We start from the raw sequence: 24,169 nt of genomic DNA, 5'->3' as shown, positions 1-24,169 counted from the left end.
GGTGTCCGGGCCCGTGCGGAACGGGCCTCGGACCGGTGGGACCGGTGGGACTGGCGGCGATCGGCGCGATCAGCGGCGGTCAGTGCGATCGGCGGCGATCAGCGGCGATCGGTGCGATCAGTGGAAGAAGTGGCGCGTGCCCGTGAAGTACATGGTCACGCCCGCCTTCTGCGCGGCCTCCACGACCTGCTCGTCCCGGATCGAACCGCCCGGCTGGACGATGGCCTTCACGCCCGCCGCGATCAGGATCTCCGGCCCGTCGGGGAACGGGAAGAAGGCGTCCGAGGCGGCGTAGGAACCGCGCGCCCGCTCCTCGCCCGCCCGCTCGACGGCCAGCTTGCAGGAGTCCACCCGGTTGACCTGGCCCATGCCGACACCGACCGAGGCGCCGTCCTTGGCGAGCAGGATGGCATTGGACTTGACGGCCCGGCAGGCCCGCCAGGCGAAGGCCAGCTGCTCCAGCTCCCCGGGGGAGAGCGCCTCGCCGGACGCCAGGGTCCAGCGGGCCGGGTCGTCGCCGTCGGCCTGGAGGCGGTCGGTGACCTGGAAGAGGACACCGCCGTCGATCTGCCGGGCCTCCACCTGGCCGCCGGGGGCCTGCGGAGCCCTCAGCACCCGGATGTTCTTCTTCCGGGTGAGGGCCTCCAGCGCGCCGTCCTCGTAGCCGGGCGCCACGATGACCTCGGTGAAGATCTCGGCGACCTGCTCGGCCAGCTCCCGGCTCACCGGCCGGTTGACGGCGATGACGCCGCCGAACGCGGAGAGCGGGTCGCAGGCGTGCGCCTTGCGGTGGGCCTCGGCGACATCCGCGCCGACCGCGATACCGCAGGGGTTGGCGTGCTTGATGATCGCCACACACGGCTCGTCGTGGTCGTACGCGGCACGGCGCGCGGCGTCCGTGTCCGTGTAGTTGTTGTACGACATCTCCTTGCCGTGCAGCTGCTCGGCCTCCGCGAGGCCGCCGCCGGTGCCGTCGACGTAGAGCGCGGCGGGCTGGTGCGGGTTCTCGCCGTAGCGCAGGGTGTTCTTGCGCTCGTAGGCGGCGCCCACGAAGTCCGGGAAGGCTCCCGCGGCGGGGCCACCCTCGGCCTGGGCGTCGGAGGGGGCGTACTCGGAGGCGAACCAGGAGGCCACCGCCACGTCGTACGAGGCCGTGTGCCGGAAGGCCTCCGCGGCGAGCCGCTTGCGGGCGGCGAGGTCGAAGCCCGCGTCACGGACCGCGGCGAGCACGTCGGCGTACCGCTCCGGGCTGGTGACCACGGCCACGGAGGGGTGGTTCTTGGCGGCGGCACGGACCATGGAGGGGCCGCCGATGTCGATCTGCTCGACGCACTCGTCGGGGGACGCCCCGGAGGCGACGGTCTCCCGGAAGGGGTAGAGGTTCACCACCACGAGGTCGAAGGGCTCGACGCCCAGCTCGGCGAGCTGGGCGCGGTGGCCCTCCAGGCGCAGGTCCGCGAGGATGCCCGCGTGGACCTTGGGGTGCAGCGTCTTGACCCGGCCGTCCAGGCACTCGGGGAAGCCGGTCAGCTCCTCCACCTTGGTGACGGGAACGCCCGCGGCGGCGATCCTCGACGCGGTGGACCCGGTGGAGACGAGCTCGACACCGGCCTCGTGCAGGCCCTGGGCCAGCTCTTCGAGCCCGGTCTTGTCGTAGACGCTGACGAGCGCGCGCCGGATGGGCCGCTTGGTGCTCTCGGCGGTCACTGGATAACTACCTTTCGTCCCTCAATGCGATAGCCGTTGCGGGCGAGCCGCCCCACGACCTCGACGAGCAGCCTTCGCTCGACTTCCTTGATGCGCTCGTGCAGAGCGCTCTCGTCGTCCTCGTCCCGGACCTCGACCACGCCCTGGGCGATGATCGGACCGGTGTCGACCCCGTCGTCGACGAAGTGGACGGTGCAGCCGGTGACCCTGACGCCGTACGCGAGCGCGTCACGCACCCCGTGGGCGCCGGGGAAGCTGGGCAGGAGGGCGGGGTGGGTGTTGACGAACCGCCCGCCGAACCGCGCGAGGAACTCCTTGCCCACGATCCGCATGAAGCCCGCGGAGACGACCAGGTCGGGATCATGGGCGGCGACCGCCTCGGTCAGGGCGGCGTCCCACGCCTCGCGGCTCTCGTGGTCCTTGACCCGGCACACGAAGGTGGGCAGCCCGGCGCGCTCGGCCCGGGCGAGGCCCTCGATGCCGTCGCGGTCGGCGCCCACGGCGACGATCCGGGCCCCGTAGGCGGGCCCGGCCCCGTCGATGCCGTCGAGCAGCGCCTGAAGGTTGGTGCCGGACCCGGAGACCAGGACGACCAGGCGCTTGGCCGCGGACTCGGACTCGGACTCGAAGGCGGTCTCGGCCACGGGCTCGGCCACGTCGGGGCCCTTTCTCGGGGGAGCGTGCGTGCGGGTCGCCCGGCGGGCGGGAGACCCGGGAGCGCGTTTGTATGGTCGTACGAATGCTTCGCACACTCGAATACGGGGAAGTCTACGAAGCGGACGACCGGCAGCAACGATACCGGCACACCCGACGGCCCCCACGGGACGGGGGGACGGGCGGGAGGTAGCGTCTGCGGAGGAACCGCCCGGGGAAGCGGATCGGCACGGGGGAACGCCGCGCACCTGCGGGACGTTGATCCGGGCGAGGACGCCCGCCGGGCATCCCGCCTCGTGGCAGGCCCCGCCGACCAGCCGCCCGCCAGAACCACCAAGGGGAAGACGCACACCTGATGCCGGACCGCAGTCTCCGACTCCCGCTGCCGCTGCTGCGCGAGCGGCACCCTTCGCCCGTGCCGCCGCGGGAGAGCGACGAGACCCCGGGAGGCGGATCCGCGGGCGACGGGCAGGGCGCGGGAGGCCCCGCGGACGACAACCCCTTCGCGCCCCCGCCGGAGGGCACCCCGGACCGGCCCTGGCGGCCGCGCCACCCGGAGTCAGGCCGGGACGGCTCCGAGGAGGACGGCGGGCAGCCCGTGTGGGGCAGCCAGTGGAGCGACCGGCAGCCCGGCCCCGCGTCCGGCGGCCGCTTCGGCGACCGGCCGGGCAGCCCCGGCGGACAGGGCGGGCAGGGCGGCCCCGAGGGGCCCGGCGCCCAGGGCCCCAACCTGCGCTGGGACCCCACGGACCCCGCCCAGCGCCGTGCGCGCTACGCACTCCTGTCCGGCATGTGGGCCTTCTTCTTCGCCCTCTTCAGCTGGCCGTACGTGGCCCTGCTGCTGGGCGCGCTGGCGGTGTACTGGAGCATCAGCGCGCTGCGCGCCAAGCCCCGCACCCCCGAGCCGAAGAACCCGGCGCCCCAGGCCCGCCCCCAGACCACGGCGGCGGTCAGCGGCCTGGTCACGGCGTCCCTGGCGATCACCATGGTGGCGGCCACCTTCACGGCCCAACTGGTCTACCGCGACTACTACACCTGTGTGAACGACTCCCTGACCACGGCGGCGAAGCACTCGTGCAACGACCTGCTGCCGAAGGATCTACGGGGCGTGCTGGGCACCCAGGAGTAAGACCGGGACCGGTCCGCCGGGGGTGAGCGGAGCGGGGGGAGGCCGCAGCTGGCGGCCGCGGGTGGTCCCGCGGCCGGGTGCGGTCTCAGGGCCGTTCAGGGCCGTCTCCGGTCTCAGGGATGCGGATGCGGGCCTGGAGCCTGCGGAGGGTCGTTCTTCGCCGGGCCCTGGTCCGGGGCCGGGTCCGTGTCCCGGTCCGTGCGGGACAGGTCCGGTTCCGGGGCCGTGAGGAACGGGTCCATCTCCCTCGACAGCACCTCGTACGGCCGTAGATCGGGGTCCTCCCAGGGCGCCCCGCCCCTCGCGCGCGGCCCGGCCGGTTCCGGGAGCGGCGGGGTGGGCGGCGAGGGCGCGGGCACCGCGGGCGCTTCCCGTGCCACCCTGGGCCAGCGCATCCGCGGCACCCGTGGAACCCCTGGAACCCGCAGCACCCGCGGCGCGCTTCGCTTCGCCTTCCCGCTCCCGCGCAGCCGCCAGCCCCGTACGGCCAGCGCCACCGGCAGCCCCAGCGCCGCCGTCCAGCCGGTCGCGGCGCCTCCCACCTGCCAGCCCACCGGCCCGAAGTGCGCCAGCGCGGCCACCCCCAGCGGGCCGCCCGCCGCCTGGGCGAGCCCGCCGAGCAAGGCCCCGCACAGCAGCGCCGCCACCCCGGCCGCCCCCGCCGTCCGGGCCGCCGACCACGCCCCCCGCCGGTCCCGCCGCACCCCCCGGCTCCCGCACGCGGCCCCCGCCACCAGCCACCCGGTGACCGCCCCCGCCGCCACCGGAACCGCCCCGACCGCCCAGTACAGCGGACCGCCCCCCGCGGCGGGCACCGCGGCCAGCAGGGGAAACGGCGGCAGCAGCGCCGGGGGCCGTCCCCCGGACAGCGGCGCGATCACATGCCCCGCCCCGAGCACAAAGCCGGGCCCCAGCCCGTAGGCCGCGCCCCAGACTGCCGCGTTCGGCACCAGCGTCAGCGCCAGCAGCAGCACCGCGCACCGCCCCGGCCACCCCTGGGCGAGCTGGAGGAACGACATCCGCGCGGCCCCGCCGTGCCACCCCAGCGACGCGCCCATGAGCAGCGCGCCCCCGCCGAGGAGCACGGCCGTACCGGCCAGGGCGGCGCGCAGGGAGACCGCCGGCCACGGCCGCCCCTCGGGGTCCCGGGGCCCGTCGCCCCCGGACCGCCTCGCCCCCGGGTGCGGCCCTGCGGCCGTCCCGCGCGACCACGCCGGTCCGCCCGGCCGCCCGTGCGCCGTCCACACCCCCGCTCCCGCCGTCACCGCGGTGACCAGGGGCAGGCAGACCGCGGTCCAGGTCCACGACGGCCTCAGCGATCCGCCGGAGGCGAAGAGCGCGGCCGCCGTTCCGACGGCGAGATAGGCCGCCACCACCCCGGACCATGCCGTGCGCGCGGGGACAAGCGGCGCCTCGTCCTCAGCCCCCGCCGTCCCCGCAGCCCCTTCGGCTCCGGGGTCCTCCGCGTCCTCGCCGATCACCGCGTCCCGCCCGGCCCGGTACAGCAGCCACACCGGCCCCGCGGCCAGCAGCAGGGGCGTCACCCCGACGGGCGCGGGCAGCCCGGAGAGCGTGTCGGTGCGGACGAGGACGACTCCATGGGCCAGCAGCCAGAGCGAGGCCGCGAGGCGCAACGCACCGCCGGGGCCGTTGTCGGGGAAGGGCGAGCTGATCCACATCAGGATCACCAGCAGGGCGAGCGCGCCGAGCCCCAGCCCGGCGGCGACGGCACCTGCCAGCAGGCTTCCGCCCAGGCCGGGCCACCGGGTGCGCGCTGTGTGCGTGGGGCCCGATGTGCGCGATGTGCGCGACCGGGAGAGCGGGGGCGACGGCGGGGTTCGGCGGTCGGTCCAAGGGATCACGCCCGCCATGCTCCCAACGACACGCGCTTTTCGGGCGTAACGGAGGAACCACCGATGTGTCGCTCAATATATTCTTATGTACTTTTTCGTACGGAGGGTCGCCCCATGAACCGGACTCCCGCCGCCCCGCAACCGCCGGACGCGGGGCCCGCCATGACGCCCCAGCAGGCCTTCGACGCCCTGTACGAGTCCTGTGTGGCCGCCCTCGTACGCCAGACCTATCTGCTCACCGGCCGCCGGCAACTGGCCCGCGCGTCGGTCGAACGGGCCTTCCAGGAGGCGTGGGAGCACTGGCCGGAGGTGGCCGGGGACCCCGATCCGGGAGGCTGGGTGAGGGCCGCCGCACACGAACGGGCCCTCTCCCCCTGGCACCGCTTCCGCCCGGGCCACCGGCAGGCCGAGCCACTCCCCGAGGAACCGTCCGACCGCGCGCTGCTGCACGCACTGCTGGCGCTGCCGCCCCGCCACCGCCGCACCCTGCTGCTCCACGACGGTGTCGGCCTCGGTCTGGCGGAGACGGCGGCGGAGACACAGGCGAGCACTCCGGCCACGGCGGGGCGGCTGCTGCACGCCCGGGAGGCGCTCGCCGAACTGGTCCCGGCCCAGGCCGCACCGGAGGTGCTGGGCCGCAGGCTGAGCGAACTGGCGTCGGCCCAGCCGCTCCGTGCCGCCAGGCCGCCGCGGGTCCGGGACGGGAGCGAACGGCGCGTGCGGCGGTGGACCACCGCCTCACTGGCCTGCACGACCGCGGTCGTCGCGGCGACGGCGCTGACCCTGCACATCGCCCAGGACCACTACGAACCCCCGGTGGCCCGGGGCACGGCGATCCGCGACCTGCCGCCGCCAGGGGCCGCGGGCCCGCTGTCCGAGGAGCAGCTGCGGACCCGCGCCCTGCTCGCCTCCCAGGCGCTCCGCGGCCCGAACCGCCTGGCCCCGGACCCCCGCTGACCCCGCCCCGCGGGGTTCTCCGCACCGGACACGACAGTGGGCCCACGCCCCCTGGAAAGGGAGCACGGGCCCACCCGGCGTTCAGCCTGCCGACCGCTCGGGGCCGGTACTACGAGGGGAGACTCAGCCGGCGAGGATCTCGCGCGCCAGCTTGGCGGTCTCGGTCGGCGTCTTGCCGACCTTGACACCGGCGGCCTCCAGGGCCTCCTTCTTCGCCTGGGCGGTGCCCGACGAACCGGAGACGATGGCCCCCGCGTGGCCCATGGTCTTGCCCTCGGGCGCGGTGAAGCCCGCGACGTAGCCGACGACCGGCTTGGTCACGTTCTCCTTGATGAAGGCCGCGGCCCGCTCCTCGGCGTCGCCGCCGATCTCACCGATCATGACGATCAGGTCGGTGTCGGGGTCGTCCTGGAACGCCTTGAGGGCGTCGATGTGGGTGGTGCCGATGATCGGGTCACCGCCGATGCCCACGCAGGTCGAGAAGCCGAGGTCACGCAGCTCGTACATCATCTGGTACGTCAGCGTGCCGGACTTCGAGACCAGACCGATGCGGCCCGGCTTGGTGATGTCGGCCGGGATGATGCCGGCGTTCGACTGACCGGGGGTGATCAGGCCGGGGCAGTTCGGACCGATGATGCGGGTCTTGTTGCCCTTCTTGCCCGCGTACGCCCAGAAGGCGGCGGAGTCGTGGACCGCGATGCCCTCGGTGATGACGACCGCGAGGGGGATCTCGGCGTCGATCGCCTCGATGACCGCGTCCTTGGTGAACTTCTCCGGGACGAAGATGACCGTGACATCGGCGCCGGTCTTCTCGACGGCCTCCTGGACGGAACCGAAGACCGGGATCTCCGTGCCGTCGAAGTCCACGGACTGACCCGCCTTGCGGGGGTTCACGCCGCCGACGATGTTGGTGCCGGAGGCCAGCATGCGCTTGGTGTGCTTCTGGCCCTCGGAGCCGGTCATGCCCTGGACGATGACCTTGGATTCCTTGGTGAGGAAAATAGCCATGGTTGTCTGTGACCTCGTCCCTTACTTCGCGGCAGCAGCCAGCTCGGCGGCCTTGTCGGCCGCGCCGTCCATGGTGTCCACGCGCTGCACCAGCGGGTGGTTGCGGTCGTCCAGGATCTGGCGACCCAACTCGGCGTTGTTGCCGTCGAGACGCACGACGAGCGGCTTGTTGACCTCTTCGCCCTTGGACTCGAGGAGCTCCAGGGCCTGCACGATGCCGTTGGCGACGGCGTCGCAGGCGGTGATGCCGCCGAAGACGTTGACGAAGACGGACTTGACGTCCGGGTCGCCGAGGATGATCTCCAGGCCGTTGGCCATGACCTCGGCGGAGGCGCCGCCACCGATGTCGAGGAAGTTGGCGGGCTTGACGCCCTTGTGGTTCTCACCGGCGTACGCGACGACGTCCAGGGTCGACATGACCAGACCCGCGCCGTTGCCGATGATGCCGACCTCGCCGTCGAGCTTGACGTAGTTGAGGTTCTTCTCCTTGGCGGCCGCCTCGAGCGGGTTGGCGGCGGCCTTGTCGTGGAGTTCCTCGAAGTCGGGGTGGCGGAACTCGGCGTTGTCGTCGAGGGACACCTTGCCGTCGAGGGCAATGACCTGGCCGGAGGCGACCTTGGCGAGGGGGTTGACCTCGACCAGGAGGGCGTCCTCCTTGACGAAGACCTCCCACAGGCCGACGAGGACGTCGGCGATCTGGTCGGCGACCTCGGCCGGGAACTTCGCCGCGGCGACGATCTCCTGGGCCTTCGCCTTGTCGACACCGTCGATGGCGTTCACCGGGATCTGGGCGACGGCCTCGGGGCGGGTGGCCGCCACCTCCTCGATCTCCATGCCGCCCTCGACGGAGGCGATGGAGAGGAAGGTGCGGTTGGCACGGTCGAGGAGGAAGGAGACGTAGTACTCCTCGATGATCTCCGGAGCGGTCTCGGCGATCATCACCTTGTGGACCGTGTGGCCCTTGATGTCCATGCCGAGGATGTCCGTCGCACGCGCGACCGCCTCGTCCGGGGTGGCCGCCAGCTTCACGCCACCGGCCTTGCCACGGCCACCGACCTTCACCTGCGCCTTGACGACCGACTTGCCGCCCAGCCGCTCGGTGATCTCGCGCGCCGCCTCAGGCGTGTCGATGACTTCACCGGCCAGCACCGGTACACCGTGCTTGGCGAAGAGGTCCCTCGCCTGGTACTCGAACAGGTCCACGCGCTTCCGTCCCTATCAGTGATCTCGCGGTTCGTTGGATGCGTGGGCGTGCCGCGAAGGGCAACGTGACGTCCGCTGTCACAAGGGAGGCGCACACGGTGTCCGAGCGCGCGGCATGTCCGTCTCGCAGGTTATCGCCGCATGCGGTGGGGCTCTAAATCGCAGATCCCACCTGAGCGGTGATACCTGTCACATGCGCACGTGGCAGTGGGGGTCCCACCGGGTTGGGGCGGGCCCGGCGGGACCCTTGCGCCGCCCCGGGAGGTACACGGAGCGAGCGGGCCCCCACCCCAAGGGGGCCGCCCACCCGGTCCACGGGGTTCCGGCGGGACCGGCCGACGGATTCCGACCGCCCCGGAGCCTCTTTCCCCGCAATCACGGGGAAAGGCGCCCCGGAGCCGCCCGCCCCGGGATTCCGGCCGCCACCCATCCATCAGGCGCTACGCCGAACGGGTGACGCTCTCCCGCACGCGGCCCGGGAGCTCCCGCACGCGGCCCGGGCAGCCGGGTGCGGGGCGCGGCCAGGGCCGGGTGCGCAGCCAGGTCCGGACGGCCCCGCCAGGTCCGGACGGCCCCGCCGGGTACGCCGCCGCCCGGCGGCGCCCCGGTCAGGCCGTCTCCGGGACGGGCAGTGCCCGCTTCTCCAACGCCGCCGCCATCACCTCCGGGAACAGATCCGGTGTGCACGCGAACGCCGGGGCCCCCAGCGCCGCCAGCCCCGCGGCATGCTCCCGGTCGTAGGCGGGCGCCCCTTCGTCGGAGAGCGCGAGCAGCGCCACGAACTGCACCCCCGACGCCTTCATCGCCGCCACCCGCTTGAGCATCTCGTCCCGTATGCCCCCTTCATATAGGTCGCTGATGAGGACCACGACCGTGTCCGCGGGCCGGGTGATCCGGGACTGGCAGTACGCCAGAGCCCGGTTGATGTCCGTACCGCCGCCGAGCCGGGTGCCGAAGAGGAGGTCGACCGGGTCGTCGAGCTGGTCGGTGAGGTCCACGACGGCGGTGTCGAAGACGACGAGCCGGGTCGCCAGGGAGCGCATGGACGCGAGCACGGCTCCGAACACCGACGCGTACACCACCGACGCCGCCATCGATCCCGACTGGTCGATACAGAGGACGACCTCCTTCTGCACCGAGCGGGACGCCCGCCCGTATCCGATCAGCCGCTCGGGCACCACCGTGCGGTGCTCCGGCAAGTAGTGCTTGAGGTTGGCGGCGATCGTGCGGTTCCAGTCGATGTCGTGGTGGCGGGGGCGGTGGACCCGTGCGCTGCGGTCGAGGGCGCCGGTGAGCGCGGTCCGGGTGCGGGCGGCAAGCCGCTTCTCGAGGTCCTCGACGACCTTGCGCACCACCGCCCGCGCCGTCTCCCGGGTCGTCTCGGGCATCGCCTTGTTCAGCGAGAGCAGCGTGCCGACCAGGTGCACATCCGCCTCGACGGCTTCGAGCATCTCCGGTTCGAGCAGCAGCGCGGACAGACCGAGCCGGTCCATGGCGTCCCGCTGCATGACCTGGACGACGGACGCCGGGAAGTACGTACGGATGTCCCCGAGCCAGCGCGCCACGGACGGCGCCGAGGCCCCCAGCCCGGCCCGGCCCGCCGTGTCCCCCTTTCCGTGCGGCTTTCCGTACAACGCGGTCAGCGCCCCGTCCATCGCCGCGTCCCGCCCGGTCAGCCCGTACCCGGTCCCGTCCGCCGCGTCCGACCCCAGCACAAGCCGCCAGCGCCGCAGCCGCTCGTCCGCCCGCGCCGGGCCGCCGGACGGCTCCATGGCCTGACCCCCGGACAGCGCGGTCGCCTCGGTGCCCGTCCCGTCCCTGTTCACCACGTCATTCACCACGTCGCTCCCACCAGATCAACACCGCCCACCCCACCCGAACCGCTGCTGTCGGCCCCACCCGAGTTGCTGCCGCCCACCCCACCCGAGCCGCTGCTGTCGGCCCCCTCTCTCCCGGCAGCCGCAGCCCGCCCCCGGCCCTCGCCGACGCATCCCTCCGGGCCGCTGCCCCGCGTCCCGCCCCGGCCGCCGCCGACGCGCACCTCCGGCGCGCCGTCGCAGGGGTCGGCCAGGCCCAGCAGCAGCCGCACCACCGGGACCGCCTGGTTCGCCCGCCGGGCATCCAGGCCGGACGCGAACCCGGGGCCGCCACCGCCGACGGCACCCACCACGCCCCGTGCTTTCGGGCCGCGCCGTATCAACTCGCCGAGTGTGCGTCTGACTCCCGGCTCGTACGCGGAGAACGTGCGCCGCAGCAGGGGCAGTACGCCCGTGAAGGCCTCCCCCGGCACCGCTGTCAGCCACGCGTCCACGAGCCCGAACAGCCGCTCGTCGTGGACCAGCAGCAGGCCCCCGCCGACGCCGCCTCCGACGAACCCCTCGATCCACGCGGCCGCGTCCGCCGGTGCCGCCCCCGGTGACAGCGCGAGGCCCATGAGCCGCGCGGCCCCGTCCGGCGTCAGCTCCCCGTCGTCCAGCAGAAGCCGTACGGCACGTCCGCGGACGACGCCCACGACGGTGTCCCGGTCGGCCAGCGTCCGCAGCACGGCACGCCAGCGCCCGCGTATCCCCCCGTCCGCGGCGGCCGCCCCCTCCGCCAGCAGTCCCACCGCCGTGTGCATGGCGTCCACATGGCGGCGCATCTCCTCGGCCGCCTCCGCGTCGAGCGCGGTGCACGCCGGTGGCAGTCCGACGAACACCCGCTCCGCCAGCCCCGCCGCCACCTCGGCCAGTGCCCGGGTGTCCGTGCCGCGCACATCCCCGTACCGCAGGGACCGGACCAGGGCGGGCAGCGCCTGCGCGAGGTGGCCGACATCGGCGTCGAGGGCCGCCCGGTCGGCGAGGGCCCGCATCACCACCGGCAGCGCGTCCGGCAGTTCCGCCAGGAGGCACCGCTCCGCGAGGGCTGTGACATCGGCCAGCGACCGCGCGGCGACCGCGTCCGCCTCGGCCCTGGCGGTTGCCGCGGCGAGCACGGTCGTCCCCCACACCCCGGCCTCCGCGACCCGCACCGCCAACTCGGGCTCCCAGCACAGCCGCCAGGTCTCCCGGAAGGTGCCCGTGCTGCCGCGCGAGACCGCGGGCCCGCCCCAGCCGATGCCGAGGAGGCACAGCCGGTGCAGCAGTCGGCTGCGTCCGGCGTCGGTGTCCTGGCGCAGGTCCAGCTCCAGCTCCCGTTCCTGCGGCTCCGGCTTCAGCCGCAGCCGCTTCTGGATCCGCGCGAGGTCCCGCTGCAACGGCACCGCGGGGGCCGACGACGGCACCTCCCCCAGGACATCGCCCACCACCAGGCGGTCGCGCACCAGCGCCAGCGGCACGTCCGAGCCCTCGCACATCACCGCCCGGACCGCGTCGGTCGTCTCGGACAGACCCGGCAGCGGGCGGCCGCGCAGGGCCGCGAGCGTGTCCGCGAGCCGCACCGCCTCGATGACATGCGCGGGCGACACGGTCCGGTCCTCCTCCCGGAGCAGCCCGGCGACCTTGGTCAGCCATCGTTCGACCGGACGGTCGGGCACGGTGAACAGATGGGCGTACCAGCCGGGTGAGTCGATCCCCGCCCCGTACCCTCCCGCCCGGGACAGCCTGCGGTGGGTCCAGGGCACCCAGGTCATGTCCGTCTTCACCTTGGGCAGACCCTTCAGCAGGGTGCGGTCGGCCGCGACGGCGGCCCTGTGCCGCAGCGCGGGCACATGCCAGGCCCCGCACACCACCGCCACCCGCGGCCCGAACTCCCTTACGGAAGCTCGCACTTGGAGCCGCATATACGCCTCCCGCACGAGGTCACGCCGATGGCCTGCGGTGCCGTACTCCTCCCGCAGCGCCGTCATCGCCTCCTCCAGGGCCGTGAAGGGCGCGAGCGGATCCGCACCGTCCGGGCCCCGGTGCTCCACGACGTCCTCCCACCACCGCTCGGGATCGTCGTACCCGGCGGCCCCGGCGAGCACGGCCAGGGGATCGATACGGACGGCTTCGCCGGAGCCCGGATCCGACGCCCCCTGTTCACCGGGGCGTTCACCGGGTCCGGATCCGGGGCCCTCCGGCCCGGGTCGTTCACCGGGTCCGGATCCGGCACCCTCCGGCCCGGGTGGTCCGGCGTCCCCGGACGCCCTGTCCCAGGCCAGGGTGTGGGCCGCGGGCAGATCGATGAAGCGGGCCGGGACGCCGTGCTCCAGGGACCAGCGGAGCGCCACCCACTCCGGGGAGAACTCGGCGAGCGGCCAGAACGACGACCGTCCGGGCTCGTCCACGGCATGGGCGAGCAAGGCCACCGGCGGCCGCATCCCCTCGTCCGCCGCCAGCGGGATCAGGGTGTCCGCCTCGGGGGGCCCCTCGATCAGCACGGCTCCCGGCCGGGCCGCCTCCAGCGCGGCCCGCACGGCGCGGGCGGAGCCGGGGCCGTGGTGCCGCACCCCGAGCAGCAGCGGCCCCCGGCCGGGCGAGCCGGTCATGCGCTCACCTCCCTGCACGCCCGGTAGAAGTCCGTCCAGCCCGCGCGCTCCCGGACCACCGCTTCCAGGTACTCCTGCCAGACGACCCGGTCGGCCGCCGGATCGCGGACGACGGCACCGAGGATGCCCGCGGCCACGTCCCCGGCACGCAGCACCCCGTCACCGAAGTGCGCGGCCAGCGCCAGCCCGCCGGTGATCACGGAGATGGCCTCGGCGGTGGACAGCGTCCCGCTGGGCGACTTCAGCTTCGTCCGGCCGTCCGCGGTGACCCCGGCGCGCAGTTCGCGGAAGACCGTGACGACGCGACGGATCTCGTCCATGCCCTCGGGCACGGTCGGCAGATCGAGCGAGCGGCCGATCTGCGCAACCCGGCGGGAGACGATGTCCACCTCGGCGTCGGCGCTCTCCGGAAGCGGCAGCACCACCGTGTTGAAACGGCGGCGCAGGGCGCTGGACAGCTCGCTGACCCCGCGGTCGCGGTCGTTGGCCGTGGCGATCAGGCTGAAGCCGCGGACGGCCTGCACCTCCTGCCCCAGCTCCGGTATCGGCAGGGTCTTCTCCGACAGGATCGTGATCAGGGTGTCCTGCACATCGGCGGGGATCCGGGTCAGCTCCTCGACCCGCGCGATGCCCCCCTCGGCCATGGCCCGCATGACGGGGCTCGGCACCAGTGCGTCACGGCTGGGGCCGTGGGCGAGCAGCCGCGCGTAGTTCCAGCCGTAGCGGATCGCCTCCTCCGGTGTTCCGGCCGTGCCCTGGACGAGCAGGGTCGAGTCGCCGCTGATGGCGGCCGCCAGATGCTCGGACACCCAGGTCTTGGCCGTGCCGGGCACACCGAGCAGCAGCAGCGCCCGGTCGGTGGCCAGGGTGGTGACGGCGACCTCGACGATGCGGCGCGGCCCGACGTACTTGGGGGTGATCACCGTGCCGTCCGGCAGGGTGCTGCCCAGCAGATAGGTGGCCACGGCCCAGGGCGACAGCCGCCAGCGGGCCGGGCGGGGGCGGTCGTCCTGCGCGGCCAGCGCGGCGAGTTCGGCGGCGAAGGCGTTCTCGGCGTGCGGCCGCAGCGGCTCCCCCGCCGCCCCGGCCGCCGTCTCCCGCGCGGCCGGGTGCACGGGGCCGGGCGTTCCCCCGTGGGCGTCGGCGCCCCCAGCCCCCGCCACGGGCGCGGACGTGCCCCGGTTCGGTTCCACGGACGTCGGATCAACGGACACACGCATGGCCACATCCCCCTCGGCTCGGCCGGTTCCCAGCTGCCGACAACCGTGCACCACCCCACTGACAATGCGTGGTGACCTGCGCAGATGCCCGGGGACCGGTGATTGTCAGTGGCGGGACCTACCGTCGAGACATGACTGAGCAGGGGGTGCGACCGACCACGGAACAGGTGCTGGCACTGGCGCCTGACGCTGCGTCACGCGCGGCGGGAAGCAGGCTCGGCACGGCCGGGCCGTGGTCGGAGACGGGGAGCAGCGAGGAGGGGGCGGTGTGGGGGGTGTGCAAGGGCAGCGGCGGGAGCGCGTACCGGACGGTCGTCGATCTCGCGGACGCGGCCGGTCCGGCGTACACGTGCAGTTGCCCGAGCCGGAAGGTGCCCTGCAAGCACGCGCTGGGGCTGCTGCTGTTCCGGGCGGGCGGGGACGGGGCGGTGCCGCGGGGGCGGATGCCGGACTGGGCGGAGCGGTGGATCGGGGGACGGCGGGGGCGAGCACAGGGGGAACGGCCGTCCAGTGGGGCGGACTTTGCGGGGACCGCCGATCCGGAAGCGGCCCGGCGCAGGGCGGAGCGGCGGGCCGAGCGGATCACCGCGGGGGCGACCGAGCTGGAGCAGCGGCTCGCGGACCTGCTGCGCGGAGGCCTCGCCACGGCCGACAGGACCGGATACGGGACATGGGAGGAGACGGCGGCCCGCATGGTCGACGCCCAGACTCCGGGACTGGCGGCACGCGCACGGGAGTTGGGGGCGATCCCGGCGTCGGGTGCGGACTGGCCGACGCGCCTGCTGGAGGAGTGCGCCCTGCTGCACCTGCTGGACCAGGGCTGGCTGCGCCGGGAGCGGCTGCCCGACGGCCTGGCGGCGACGGTCCGGGCCCGGGTGGGCCTGCCGGGCTCACCCGAGGGGCCACCCGTCCGCGACCACTGGCTGGTGCTGGCCCAGTACGACACCTTCGACGGCCGTCTGACGACCCGCCGCATCTGGCTGCACGGCACTGACTCGGGCCGTACGGCGCTGCTCCTCGCCTACGGGGCGGCCGGACGCGCACCCGAGCTGACGCTCCCGGTGGGCCTGGCGCTGGAGGCGGAGGTGTCCGCGTATCCGGGGGCGGGGCAGCTGCGGGCGGCACTGGGCGAGCAGTTCGCACCCGCGGCCCCGGCGGGGATACGGCCGCCGGGGGTGACCACGTCCCGGGCGCTGGAGCGCTACGGGCGGGCACTGCGCGAGGACCCGTGGCTGGACTCTTATCCAGTGACCCTGGGGCAGGTGGTGCCGACGCCCTGCGAGGACTCCTGGCAGTTGGCGGACGCGGACCGCGGCACGGCCCTGCCGCTCACCGGGCAGGCGGGCACCCGTCCGGGCCTGTGGCGGCTGGTCGCCCTGTCGGGCGGTGCTCCCGTCACGGTCTTCGGCGAGTGCGGCCACCGCGGTTTCACTCCGCTGACCGTCTGGCCGGAGGGTGCCGGAGAGGCGGTCCCGCTGTGCTGACTCCACCGCAACGGCTCATGACCGACCGGGAAGAGACCGATATGGGTACGACCGCCACGCCGGACACACCTCCCGCCGTGCCCTGGGAGGAGCTGGTGACCGTGGCACTGCTGGGCACCGACCGGCGTACGCCGCCCTGGGCGCCCGGCGGCCGGGAGGCGCCGACGGCCCTGCTGGACCTGGCCGCCGTGGAGACCGTGCGGCGCCGCGCCGGGCTGCGCCCGGCACCGGCCGGGACCAGGCCGGAGCCCGCGGCTCCGGACCCCCGTCCACTGCTGCCGCCCGCGGCGGCCCGCCGGCTCACCCTGCTGCTGTCCGACCGGCCCGGCACGCCCTCGGGCGGCCGCCGGGGTGCGGCCCCCGACCTCATGGAACTGCTGCCCCAGTGGCTGGCCCTGGCCAACGCCCGCGGTTTCGCACCACCCCCTCAGGCCCTGCCCGCACTCCTGGACGCGGCCCGCGGCCGGACCGATCTGCGCCCCGCCGTGCTGGCCTTCGCGGGCCCGCGTGCCCTGTGGCTGGCCCGCCTCAACCCGGACTGGCGGTTCGCACTGCGCTCGGCGCCCGGCGACGGCACCATGCATCCGTCGCAAGAGCCGGAGGAGATACAACGCCTCTGGCAGGAAGGCCTGTTCGCCGAGCGGGTGGCGCTCCTCGGCGTCCTCCGCGCGCAGCGACCGTCCGCCGGGCGGGAGCTGCTGACCGGCACCTGGGGGACCGAGCGCGCCGAGGACCGCCTGATGTTCCTCGACTCGCTCCGTACGGGCCTGGAGCCCGCGGACGAACCCTTCCTGGAAAAAGCCCTGTCCGACCGCAGCCGCAACGTCCGGGCGACCGCCGCGGAACTGCTGTCCGCGCTGCCGGATTCGGCCCTGGCCGCACGGATGGCGGCACGGGCGGCGGCCTGTGTGGCGCTCGACCGTACGGCAGCAGAGCCGACGCTCGTGGTCGAGGCACCGCACGCCTGCGATGCGGGCATGGAGCACGACGGGGTGCAGCCGAATCCGCCGACCGGGCGCGGTGAACGGTCGTGGTGGACGGGCCAGTTGGTGGAGGCGGCGCCGCTCGGCACCTGGACCGCACACCTCGGCGGACGTACACCTCAGGAGATCGTCGCGCTGCCGGTGGCGGACGACTGGCGGGACGAACTGCACGCGGCCTGGTGCCGGGCGGCGGCCCGCCAGCGCGACTCCGGCTGGTCCCGGGCGCTGCTCGGAGCGCCCTCGGTGCCCGAGGCCGGCGGCCCGGGTGCAGTGTCCCTGGCCGAGCGGGCGAAACTGCTGTCGGCCCTGGGCGCCGCCGAACGGGCCGAGTGGGTGGCCGGGTTCATCGCCGCACACGGACTGTCGGAGGCGTTCCAGCTGCTCGGCGTGTGCGCGGTCCCCTGGGCGGGGGTGCTGGGCCGGGCGGTGGTGGATTCACTCAACATCGCTCGGGACGCGGGAAGTTACCCGTGGAGCTTCAGCGGGGTGATGGGCCTTGCGGAACGCTGCCTGGACCCCGCGGAGGCGACCCGCCTCGCCACGCTGACCGCGATACCCGACGAGCAGGAGAACGCCTCACCGGGAGCGGGCGGCTACTGGGCCGAGGCCTTCCAGCGCCTGGCCACGACCCTGCGTCTGCGCGCGACGATGCGGGAGGAACTGGGAGGGCAGTAAAAGAGGGCAGTAGAAGCGGAGTGCAGGACGGGCACCTCACGCCCCGGCAGGCTGCCGCACGTTCGCCCGGACCCAGTCCACGATCGACGCCGTCGTCGCGCCGGGGGTGAAGATCGCCGCGACGCCCTTCTCCTTGAGCGGCGGGATGTCCGCCTCCGGGATGATCCCACCGCCGAAGACCAGGATGTCCGCGGCGTCGCGCTCCTTCAGCAGGTCGATCACCGCGGCGAACAGGGTGTTGTGCGCGCCGGACAGGATGGACAGCCCGATCGCGTCGGCGTCCTCCTGGATCGCCGTGTCCACGATCTGCTCGGGCGTCTGGTGCAGCCCGGTGTAGACGACCTCCATGCCCGCGTCGCGCAGCGCCCGGGCGATCACCTTCGCCCCGCGGTCATGGCCGTCGAGCCCCGGCTTGGCCACCACCACGCGGATCGGCCCGACTGCGACACCCATCACTGCCTCCACGACTCCAGCGACCTCCGTGGCCTGCGAGACCTCCACGACCCCCGCGACCTCCGTGAAAGCCATCTCCTTCCATCGTGTACCCGAGGAACGGCCCCGCCGCCACGCCACCGCCCGCCCGGGCACCCATCCGGGGCTCGTCCGGGTCCCGTCCGGGGCTCGACCAGAGCCCGGCCGAGCCCCGATCAGGGGCCGGACCAGGCCCTGGACCAGGGGCTTCCCGCCCCGCGCCGGGCCGCGCGGCACACGGACGTCGTCACCGGCATCCGGCAACGGGCAGTTTCGCGACGGTGACGGAGGGGGAAATCACACAATGGGACACGTTCGCCGCGCAGGGCCCCCCTCCCCGCGGCACACGCGCCGCAGCATCGGCGGCTCGCGCGCCGTGGTCCGTGGGGACCGTGCGCACGGAGAGCCGCTTCAAGGCGGTCACGCCACCACCGGCCCGGGCGCCGGGGGGCGGGGACCGTCGGCGTAGGAATTGCCAGGGCACGACGACAGCGGGAGCCGCACCCGTTACAAGGAGGACGGGAACCGCATCACGCGGACGGCGGGCACATCTTTCGTCACTGCGACGAAAAGAGGGCCGCCGCACCCCCGGCTCAGCGCCGCATCCGCGGTACGGCCGTATCCACGGCGCCCGCCCCGCAAACCACCGCCACCACGGCTTTCCACAAGGGCACACGGGGGACGCAGGCGTCCCCGCGTGCGCCGACGGGAGGTCGGCCATGATGGTCACGCGGGCAGTGCAGCCCTTCCTACCTCTGTGCCAGCGCATGTTTCCGAGCAGGCTGGCCGGTCTCTCCATGGCTCTGCTGAAGGCGACCGCCCTGGAGCTCGCGATACTCGCCGGCCATCTGCTCCTCTACCCGTCGGGGATGATCCAGGAGCGCCATGCCCAGCCGCTCCCCCTCCCCCCGGACGCCACGACGCTGCCGACCGAGGCCCGGCCCCCGGTCATCCTGGTCCACGGCTTCATCGACAACCGCTCGGTCTTCGTCCTGCTGCGCCGCAATCTGGCCCAGCACGGCCGCCAGCACATCGAGTCGCTGAACTACTCGCCCCTGACCTGCGACATCCGTACCGCGGCAAAACTGCTCGGCCGCCACATAGAAGAACTGTGCGAACGCACCGGGCAGGGCCGGGTGGACGTCGTCGGCCACAGCCTGGGCGGGCTGATCGCGCGGTACTACGTGCAGCGGCTCGGCGGCGACCGCCATGTCCGTACGCTCGTGACGCTGGGCACGCCCCACTCCGGCACCCGGGTCGCCCCGCTGGCCAACGCGCACCCGATCGTCCGCCAGATGCGCCCGAACTCCGAGCTGATCCAGGAGTTGCGCGAGCCCGCGCCCGGATGCCGTACGCATTTCGTGAGCTTCTGGAGCGATCTGGACCCGCTGATGGATCCGCTGGAGACGGCCTGTGTCGACCACCCCGATCTGCTGTCGCACAACATCCGGGTGAGCGGCATCGGCCATCTGGCCCTGCCGGTCCACCCCACGGTCGCGACCGGGATACGGCAGGCACTGGATCTCGTGCACCCGACGTCCCCCGCCGACGCTCCCACCGGTGGGCTGACGGTGGCGTGACGGCTGCCCCGAACGGCCCCCGACACCTCACGGCCACCCCCTGACTCTCGAACATTCACCGAACGCAGCGCCAAGGCCTTACCGGGGAACGCCGAAACACGGCCGATTGCCCGTTTCCTGCCCGCGGGAAACCTGCGGAAGATTGTCGCGCCCGCGCACCGCCGGGTACAGTCGCCGCACTGCTCTGCCAGCCCCTGTTGTCGGCGAAAGAGACGTTGGTGAACGACCGTCACCCGTCGGGGACCGCAACTCCCCCGGCTCCGGGCCCCGATGCCGCCCCGGCGCACTACGCGTCGTACGGCGGGCAGGACGCCCACTACGGTGGCTTCGCCTCGTACACCGACCCCTCCGCGACCACGGCCTTCCCCGCCGACCCCCTCTTCGGGGACCTGTCGGGCCATGGGGCGACCGGCTCCTACGACACCTCCGCCTGGGCCACCGGCACCCACCCGGCTCCCGGGGCCGACGCCCCTCTGCCCGGCACCGGTACGCACGAGGCGCTCCCGTACGACATGTACGCCGCCCAGCACCATGCCGCGTTCGACACCGGCACCTACGACACCTCCGCCTGGGCCACGGACTACCAGCAGTTCACCGGCATCCCCGCGCAGGCCGGGTCCTGCGACGGCACCGGCCAGTGGGACGCGCGGGCCTGGACCGAGGCGGGCCGGTCCGCCGACGGCACCCAGCAGTGGGAGTGGGGCACCCAGGGGTTCGACACGGGGGCGTACGACGCCACCCAGTGGAACTCGGGCGGCGCCGCCGAACCCGGGGAGCACGACGGGCACACCGCGGCGGCGACGGCGGCCACGGGCACCTTCGCGCACGCCGAGCCGTTCGGGCACGCCGCGTCCTACGACCACACCGACACCCTCGGGCACGCCCATTCCCTCGGGCACGCCGAGGCCTTCGGGCACGCCGAAAGCTTCGGTCATCCGGAGACGCAGGTCATCGACTCCGCGGAAGGCTTCGACCACGGAGCCACCGCCGCTTTCGAGCAGCTCCCGTACGAGCGGCACCCCGCCGACGACGAGCCGGATCACCCCGGTGAGCCGTCCACCGAGACGACGCTGCTCGAGGGCCAGGAGGACATCCCCCCCGCCCCGGCTCCCCGCGCCGCGTCCCGCACGGCCGGCCGGTCCCGGCGCCGTACCCCGCCGAGGCGCTCCGCGCTGCTGACCATCGCCGTGCCGTCGGCCTGTGTCATGGGAGTCGCCGGGATCGCCGCCGCCGCGACCGTCGGAGTGGGCGGAAGCGACGGCAACGAGACCACGGCAAGCGCGTCCGACGCGGTGCCGGTGAAGCCGTCCACCGCCAACAACAAGCTGGACTCCCAGCTCCGAGGCCTCTCGGCGGGCGCGAACGACTTCGCGGACCGGGCAAGCCGTACGCAGGAACGTATCGACCTCAAGGCCCAGCAGGCGGCCGAGAAGAAGAAGGCGGCGGCCGAGGCGGCCCTCAAGGAGCGGATGCGCCCGAAGTTCGTGCTGCCGGTCACCCAGAAGGGGCTCAGCGCCTACTTCGGCCAGGCCGGTGTCAACTGGATGTCCGTGCACACCGGCATCGACTTCCCCGTCTCCTACGGCACCACGGTCATGGCCGCGACCGACGGCACCGTCCGCACCCAGTGGAACAGCGCCTACGGCAACATGCTGATCCTGACGGCGAAGGACGGCACCGAGACGTGGTACTGCCACCTCTCCCGCTACCAGGTGGCCACGGGGGCGAGCGTGAAGGCCGGCGAGCCCATCGCCTTCTCCGGCAACTCGGGCAACTCCACAGGCCCGCACCTGCACTTCGAGGTCCGGCCGAACGGCGGTGCCGCGGTGGACCCGCTGCCGTGGCTGCGCAGCCACGGCCTCGACCCCACCTGAGTGAGACCTCGGGCCGCACAACCCGGCCCGATCACATCCTTTGGGCAGGGCCTCCGTCGTACGGCGGGGCCCTGCCCGTTCGGTCGACTACAGCTTCTCCACCGGCGCGTAGCGCAGCAGCAGCCGCTTCGGCTTGGTGTCCCCGAAGTCGACCGTGGCCTCCGTGTTGGCGCCCGTGCCCTTCACTCCGACCACGGTGCCCAGACCGAACTGATCGTGAGTGACACGGTCGCCGATGGCCAGGGCCACCACCGGCTTCTCCGTCGCGCCGCCCCTGCGGGTGGCGAAACCGGACGCGCCCGCGGCCGAGGACCGCGACCGGGCCGACGACAGGGACGACGACAGAGATGCCGCGACCCCCGACACCGGCCGCGAGGAGCCGGGCGCGGCGGAGCCACCCGTGCGCTTCCACTCCACATGCTGGTCCGGGATTTCCTCAAGGAAGCGCGAGGGCGGGTTGTACGAGGGCTGGCCCCAGGCGCTGCGCATGGCCGACCGGGTGAGGTAGAGCCGCTCCCGGGCGCGCGTGATGCCGACATAGGCCAGGCGCCGTTCCTCCTCCAGCTCCTTGGTCTGGCCGAGCGCGCGCATGTGCGGGAAGACGCCGTCCTCCATGCCGGTCAGGAAGACCACCGGGAACTCCAGGCCCTTCGCGGTGTGGAGGGTCATCAGCGTGATGACGCCGCCGCCGTCCTCCTCGTCGGGGATCTGGTCGGAGTCGGCGACCAGGGCGACCTGCTCCAGGAAGTCGGCCAGCGTGCCGCCCGCCGCCGCGGCCCCGGGCTCCGCCGCGCCCTCACCGCGCTCCTGCTCGAACTCCAGGGCGACGGCCGCGAGTTCCTGGAGGTTCTCGATCCGGGTCTCGTCCTGGGGGTCGGTCGAGGCCTGGAGTTCGGCCAGATAGCCGGTGCGTTCCAGGACGGCTTCCAGGACCGTGGCCGGGCCCGCGCCCGACTCCGCGATGGTCCGCAGTTCCTCCATCAGGACGTTGAACCGCTTGACCGCGTTGGTCGAGCGGGCCGCCATGCCGTAGGCCTCGTCCACCCGGCGCAGCGCCGCCGAGAAGCTGATCTTCTCCCGCTGGGCCAGGGCGTCGATCATCGCTTCGGCGCGGTCGCCGATGCCCCGCTTGGGCACATTCAGGATGCGCCGCATCGGAACGGAGTCCTCCGGGTTCGCCAGGACCCGCAGATAGGCCAGGACGTCCCGGACCTCCTTGCGCTCGTAGAAGCGGACACCGCCCACGACCTTGTACGGCAGGCCGACCCGGATGAAGATCTCTTCGAAGACACGGGACTGGGCGTTGGTGCGGTAGAAGACGGCGACATCGCCCGCCTTGGCCTCGCCCCGGTCGGTGAGGCGGTCTATCTCCTCGGCGACGAACTGCGCCTCGTCGTGCTCCGTGTCGGCGACATAGCCGGTGATCCGCGCGCCCGAGCCCGCGTTGGTCCACAGGTTCTTGGGGCGGCGCGACTCGTTGCGCTCGATGACCGCGTTGGCGGCGCTCAGGATCGTCTGCGTGGAACGGTAGTTCTGCTCCAGCAGGATCGTGGTGGCGTCCGGGTAGTCCTCCTCGAACTGGAGGATGTTGCGGATGGTGGCGCCGCGGAAGGCGTAGATCGACTGGTCGGCGTCACCGACCACGCACAGCTCGGCGGGCGGGAGGTCGCCCTCCCCGGACGCGCCCGGCTCCCCGGGCGGCACGTCCACGGGGGGCTCCTGGGTGCCGACCAGCTCGCGGACCAGGGCGTACTGGGCGTGGTTGGTGTCCTGGTACTCGTCGACGAGGACATGCCGGAAGCGGCGGCGGTAGTGCTCGGCGACGTCCGGGAAGGCGCGCAGCAGATTGACCGTCGTCATGATCAGGTCGTCGAAGTCGAGGGCGTTCGCCTCGCGCAGCCGCGACTGGTAGAGCGCGTACGCCTGGGCGAGGGTCTTCTCGAAACCTCCCCCGGACTCCGTCTGGGAGGTGCCCCCAGCGACCTGGGCGGCGAAGTCCTCCTCGTCGATCAGCTCGTTCTTCAGATTGGAGATCTTGGCGCTGAACGACTTGGGCGGGAACCGCTTGGGGTCGAGGTCCAGGTCGCGGCAGACGAGCGCCATCAGACGCTTGCTGTCGGCGGCGTCGTAGATCGAGAAGGAGGAGGTGAAGCCGAGCTTCTTGCTCTCCCGGCGCAGGATGCGGACACACGCGCTGTGGAAGGTCATCACCCACATCGCATGGGCGCGCGGGCCGACGAGCTGCTCGACGCGCTCCTTCATCTCGCCCGCGGCCTTGTTGGTGAAGGTGATCGCGAGGATCTGCCCGGGGTGCACACCCCGGTCGGCCAGCAGATGGGCGATGCGGTGGGTCAGCACCCGGGTCTTGCCGGAACCGGCGCCCGCGACGATGAGCAGGGGGGAACCGGCGTGCACGACCGCCGCGCGCTGGTTCTCGTTCAGCCCTTCGAGCAGGGTGCGGGGGTCGAGGGCCGGGCGGGGAGCGCCGTCGCGGTAGTAGGCGTCCCGGTCCGGTGGCAGGTCGAACCGCCCGCCGAACAGATCGTCCGGAACCGGCTCCGGAGCATGATCGTCCTCGGGTGGCGGGGGCTCCTCCTCATGGGCCGAGGTGGCCTGGAGGTTCGCCAGGAAGCTGTCGTCAAAGAGGCTGCTCATCGCTCTACGAGTCTAGGGCGCCCCACCGACAACCGGTCGCCGTCCCCGGAACTCCGCCCGGAACCCATCGCTCCCCGGTCTCGGCCCCCGCTTCCCGGCGCCGCACGGCGCCCCCTCCCCGGGGCCGTCCGCACGCGTCCGGCACCCCGGGGGCGCACTCCGCGCCCGGCTCTGCGGCGACCTCTCGGACCTGCCGCCGATCAACCCGGTCGGCCGCCACGGGAGTTGACGGGCCCCCTCGGACGTGCGGCACGCACCCACCGGCGGTG

The 24,169-nt window shown here is 73.5% G+C and carries 16 protein-coding genes; 6 read left to right on the top strand and 10 right to left on the bottom strand.

From position 1 onward, the window contains the following. Positions 1–117: 117 nt before the first annotated feature. Positions 118–1,707, bottom strand: a complete 1,590-nt coding sequence (gene purH / locus ACIHAA_RS19700; protein WP_399818752.1) for a bifunctional phosphoribosylaminoimidazolecarboxamide formyltransferase/IMP cyclohydrolase — start codon at positions 1,705–1,707, stop codon at positions 118–120. Continuing rightward, positions 1,704–2,363 (bottom strand): phosphoribosylglycinamide formyltransferase, encoded by a 660-nt coding sequence (gene purN / locus ACIHAA_RS19695; RefSeq protein WP_399818750.1) that lies wholly within the window; start codon positions 2,361–2,363, stop codon positions 1,704–1,706. Before purN ends, purH begins: the two co-directional genes overlap by 4 nt. A gap of 353 nt (positions 2,364–2,716) precedes the next feature. Between purN and ACIHAA_RS19690 the strand changes: the two genes are divergently transcribed. Further along, entirely contained in the window at positions 2,717–3,490 is a 774-nt protein-coding gene (locus ACIHAA_RS19690) for a hypothetical protein (protein WP_399818748.1), read from the top strand. 113 nt (positions 3,491–3,603) lie between these two features. Here the strand turns inward: ACIHAA_RS19690 and ACIHAA_RS19685 are convergent, their stop codons facing one another. After that, a complete protein-coding gene (locus ACIHAA_RS19685) occupies positions 3,604–5,361 on the bottom strand; it encodes a DUF6350 family protein (RefSeq protein ID WP_399818746.1) in 1,758 nt (585 codons plus the stop codon). A gap of 96 nt (positions 5,362–5,457) precedes the next feature. Here ACIHAA_RS19685 and ACIHAA_RS19680 point away from each other — a divergent pair, with 96 nt between their 5' ends. Further along, complete coding sequence (locus tag ACIHAA_RS19680) at positions 5,458–6,300, top strand: RNA polymerase sigma factor (protein ID WP_399818744.1); 843 nt, start codon at positions 5,458–5,460, stop codon at positions 6,298–6,300. A gap of 123 nt (positions 6,301–6,423) precedes the next feature. On the opposite strand, the gene sucD is transcribed toward ACIHAA_RS19680, so the two are convergent. The 5 genes from sucD to ACIHAA_RS19655 all read right to left on the bottom strand — a co-directional run bounded on the left by sucD (position 6,424) and on the right by ACIHAA_RS19655 (position 14,178). Beyond that, the gene (sucD, locus tag ACIHAA_RS19675) at positions 6,424–7,308 is read right to left on the bottom strand and encodes a succinate--CoA ligase subunit alpha (RefSeq protein ID WP_399818742.1); all 885 of its coding nucleotides are present in this window, start codon (positions 7,306–7,308) and stop codon (positions 6,424–6,426) included. Positions 7,309–7,329: 21 nt separating this feature from the next. Then, the gene (gene sucC, locus ACIHAA_RS19670; RefSeq protein ID WP_399818740.1) at positions 7,330–8,511 is read right to left on the bottom strand and encodes an ADP-forming succinate--CoA ligase subunit beta; all 1,182 of its coding nucleotides are present in this window, start codon (positions 8,509–8,511) and stop codon (positions 7,330–7,332) included. Positions 8,512–9,119: 608 nt separating this feature from the next. Further along, positions 9,120–10,283 carry a VWA domain-containing protein gene (locus ACIHAA_RS19665; protein ID WP_399819081.1) on the bottom strand — a complete coding sequence of 388 codons (1,164 nt, stop codon included), beginning with the start codon at positions 10,281–10,283 and terminating at the stop codon, positions 9,120–9,122. 62 nt (positions 10,284–10,345) lie between these two features. Continuing rightward, a complete protein-coding gene (locus tag ACIHAA_RS19660) occupies positions 10,346–12,958 on the bottom strand; it encodes a DUF5682 family protein (RefSeq protein WP_399818738.1) in 2,613 nt (870 codons plus the stop codon). Further along, on the bottom strand, positions 12,955–14,178 hold the full coding sequence (locus ACIHAA_RS19655) for an AAA family ATPase (RefSeq protein WP_399818736.1): 1,224 nt from the start codon (positions 14,176–14,178) through the stop codon (positions 12,955–12,957). The genes ACIHAA_RS19660 and ACIHAA_RS19655 overlap by 4 nt, the downstream gene beginning before the upstream one ends. Before the next feature lie 131 nt (positions 14,179–14,309). Between ACIHAA_RS19655 and ACIHAA_RS19650 the strand changes: the two genes are divergently transcribed. Both ACIHAA_RS19650 and ACIHAA_RS19645 read left to right on the top strand, forming a co-directional pair. Beyond that, positions 14,310–15,662 (top strand): SWIM zinc finger family protein, encoded by a 1,353-nt coding sequence (locus ACIHAA_RS19650; protein WP_399818734.1) that lies wholly within the window; start codon positions 14,310–14,312, stop codon positions 15,660–15,662. 41 nt (positions 15,663–15,703) lie between these two features. Beyond that, on the top strand, positions 15,704–17,320 hold the full coding sequence (locus tag ACIHAA_RS19645) for a DUF5691 domain-containing protein (protein ID WP_399818732.1): 1,617 nt from the start codon (positions 15,704–15,706) through the stop codon (positions 17,318–17,320). A gap of 36 nt (positions 17,321–17,356) precedes the next feature. Here ACIHAA_RS19645 and ACIHAA_RS19640 read toward each other — a convergent pair whose 3' ends face one another. Continuing rightward, on the bottom strand, positions 17,357–17,773 hold the full coding sequence (locus ACIHAA_RS19640; RefSeq protein ID WP_399819079.1) for a cobalamin B12-binding domain-containing protein: 417 nt from the start codon (positions 17,771–17,773) through the stop codon (positions 17,357–17,359). Positions 17,774–18,510: 737 nt separating this feature from the next. Between ACIHAA_RS19640 and ACIHAA_RS19635 the strand changes: the two genes are divergently transcribed. Both ACIHAA_RS19635 and ACIHAA_RS19630 read left to right on the top strand, forming a co-directional pair. Further along, the gene (locus tag ACIHAA_RS19635; protein WP_399818730.1) at positions 18,511–19,371 is read left to right on the top strand and encodes an esterase/lipase family protein; all 861 of its coding nucleotides are present in this window, start codon (positions 18,511–18,513) and stop codon (positions 19,369–19,371) included. 218 nt (positions 19,372–19,589) lie between these two features. Then, positions 19,590–21,245, top strand: coding sequence for a M23 family metallopeptidase (locus ACIHAA_RS19630; RefSeq protein ID WP_399818729.1), 1,656 nt, complete (start codon positions 19,590–19,592; stop codon positions 21,243–21,245). A gap of 87 nt (positions 21,246–21,332) precedes the next feature. On the opposite strand, the gene pcrA is transcribed toward ACIHAA_RS19630, so the two are convergent. Continuing rightward, entirely contained in the window at positions 21,333–23,900 is a 2,568-nt protein-coding gene (gene pcrA, locus ACIHAA_RS19625) for a DNA helicase PcrA (protein WP_399818727.1), read from the bottom strand. Positions 23,901–24,169 lie beyond the last annotated feature (269 nt).

Origin of the sequence: Streptomyces sp. NPDC052040 (assembly GCF_044548405.1) — a bacterium.
In the GTDB taxonomy this organism is placed as follows: domain Bacteria; phylum Actinomycetota; class Actinomycetes; order Streptomycetales; family Streptomycetaceae; genus Streptomyces.
This window is presented reverse-complemented; position numbering and strand designations above follow the sequence as displayed.

Excerpts from the sequence above, each read along its gene's own strand:
- pcrA (WP_399818727.1), bottom strand. The coding sequence starts at position 23,900 with ATGAGCAGCCTCTTTGACGACAGCTTCCTGGCGAACCTCCAGGCCACC.
- ACIHAA_RS19690 (WP_399818748.1), top strand. The coding sequence starts at position 2,717 with ATGCCGGACCGCAGTCTCCGACTCCCGCTGCCGCTGCTGCGCGAGCGG.
- ACIHAA_RS19640 (WP_399819079.1), bottom strand. The coding sequence starts at position 17,773 with ATGGGTGTCGCAGTCGGGCCGATCCGCGTGGTGGTGGCCAAGCCGGGG.
- ACIHAA_RS19680 (WP_399818744.1), top strand. The coding sequence starts at position 5,458 with ATGAACCGGACTCCCGCCGCCCCGCAACCGCCGGACGCGGGGCCCGCC.
- ACIHAA_RS19645 (WP_399818732.1), top strand. The coding sequence starts at position 15,704 with ATGGGTACGACCGCCACGCCGGACACACCTCCCGCCGTGCCCTGGGAG.
- ACIHAA_RS19685 (WP_399818746.1), bottom strand. The coding sequence starts at position 5,361 with ATGGCGGGCGTGATCCCTTGGACCGACCGCCGAACCCCGCCGTCGCCC.
- ACIHAA_RS19665 (WP_399819081.1), bottom strand. The coding sequence starts at position 10,283 with ATGGAGCCGTCCGGCGGCCCGGCGCGGGCGGACGAGCGGCTGCGGCGC.
- ACIHAA_RS19660 (WP_399818738.1), bottom strand. The coding sequence starts at position 12,958 with ATGACCGGCTCGCCCGGCCGGGGGCCGCTGCTGCTCGGGGTGCGGCAC.
- ACIHAA_RS19635 (WP_399818730.1), top strand. The coding sequence starts at position 18,511 with ATGATGGTCACGCGGGCAGTGCAGCCCTTCCTACCTCTGTGCCAGCGC.
- sucD (WP_399818742.1), bottom strand. The coding sequence starts at position 7,308 with ATGGCTATTTTCCTCACCAAGGAATCCAAGGTCATCGTCCAGGGCATG.
- ACIHAA_RS19655 (WP_399818736.1), bottom strand. The coding sequence starts at position 14,178 with ATGCGTGTGTCCGTTGATCCGACGTCCGTGGAACCGAACCGGGGCACG.
- ACIHAA_RS19650 (WP_399818734.1), top strand. The coding sequence starts at position 14,310 with ATGACTGAGCAGGGGGTGCGACCGACCACGGAACAGGTGCTGGCACTG.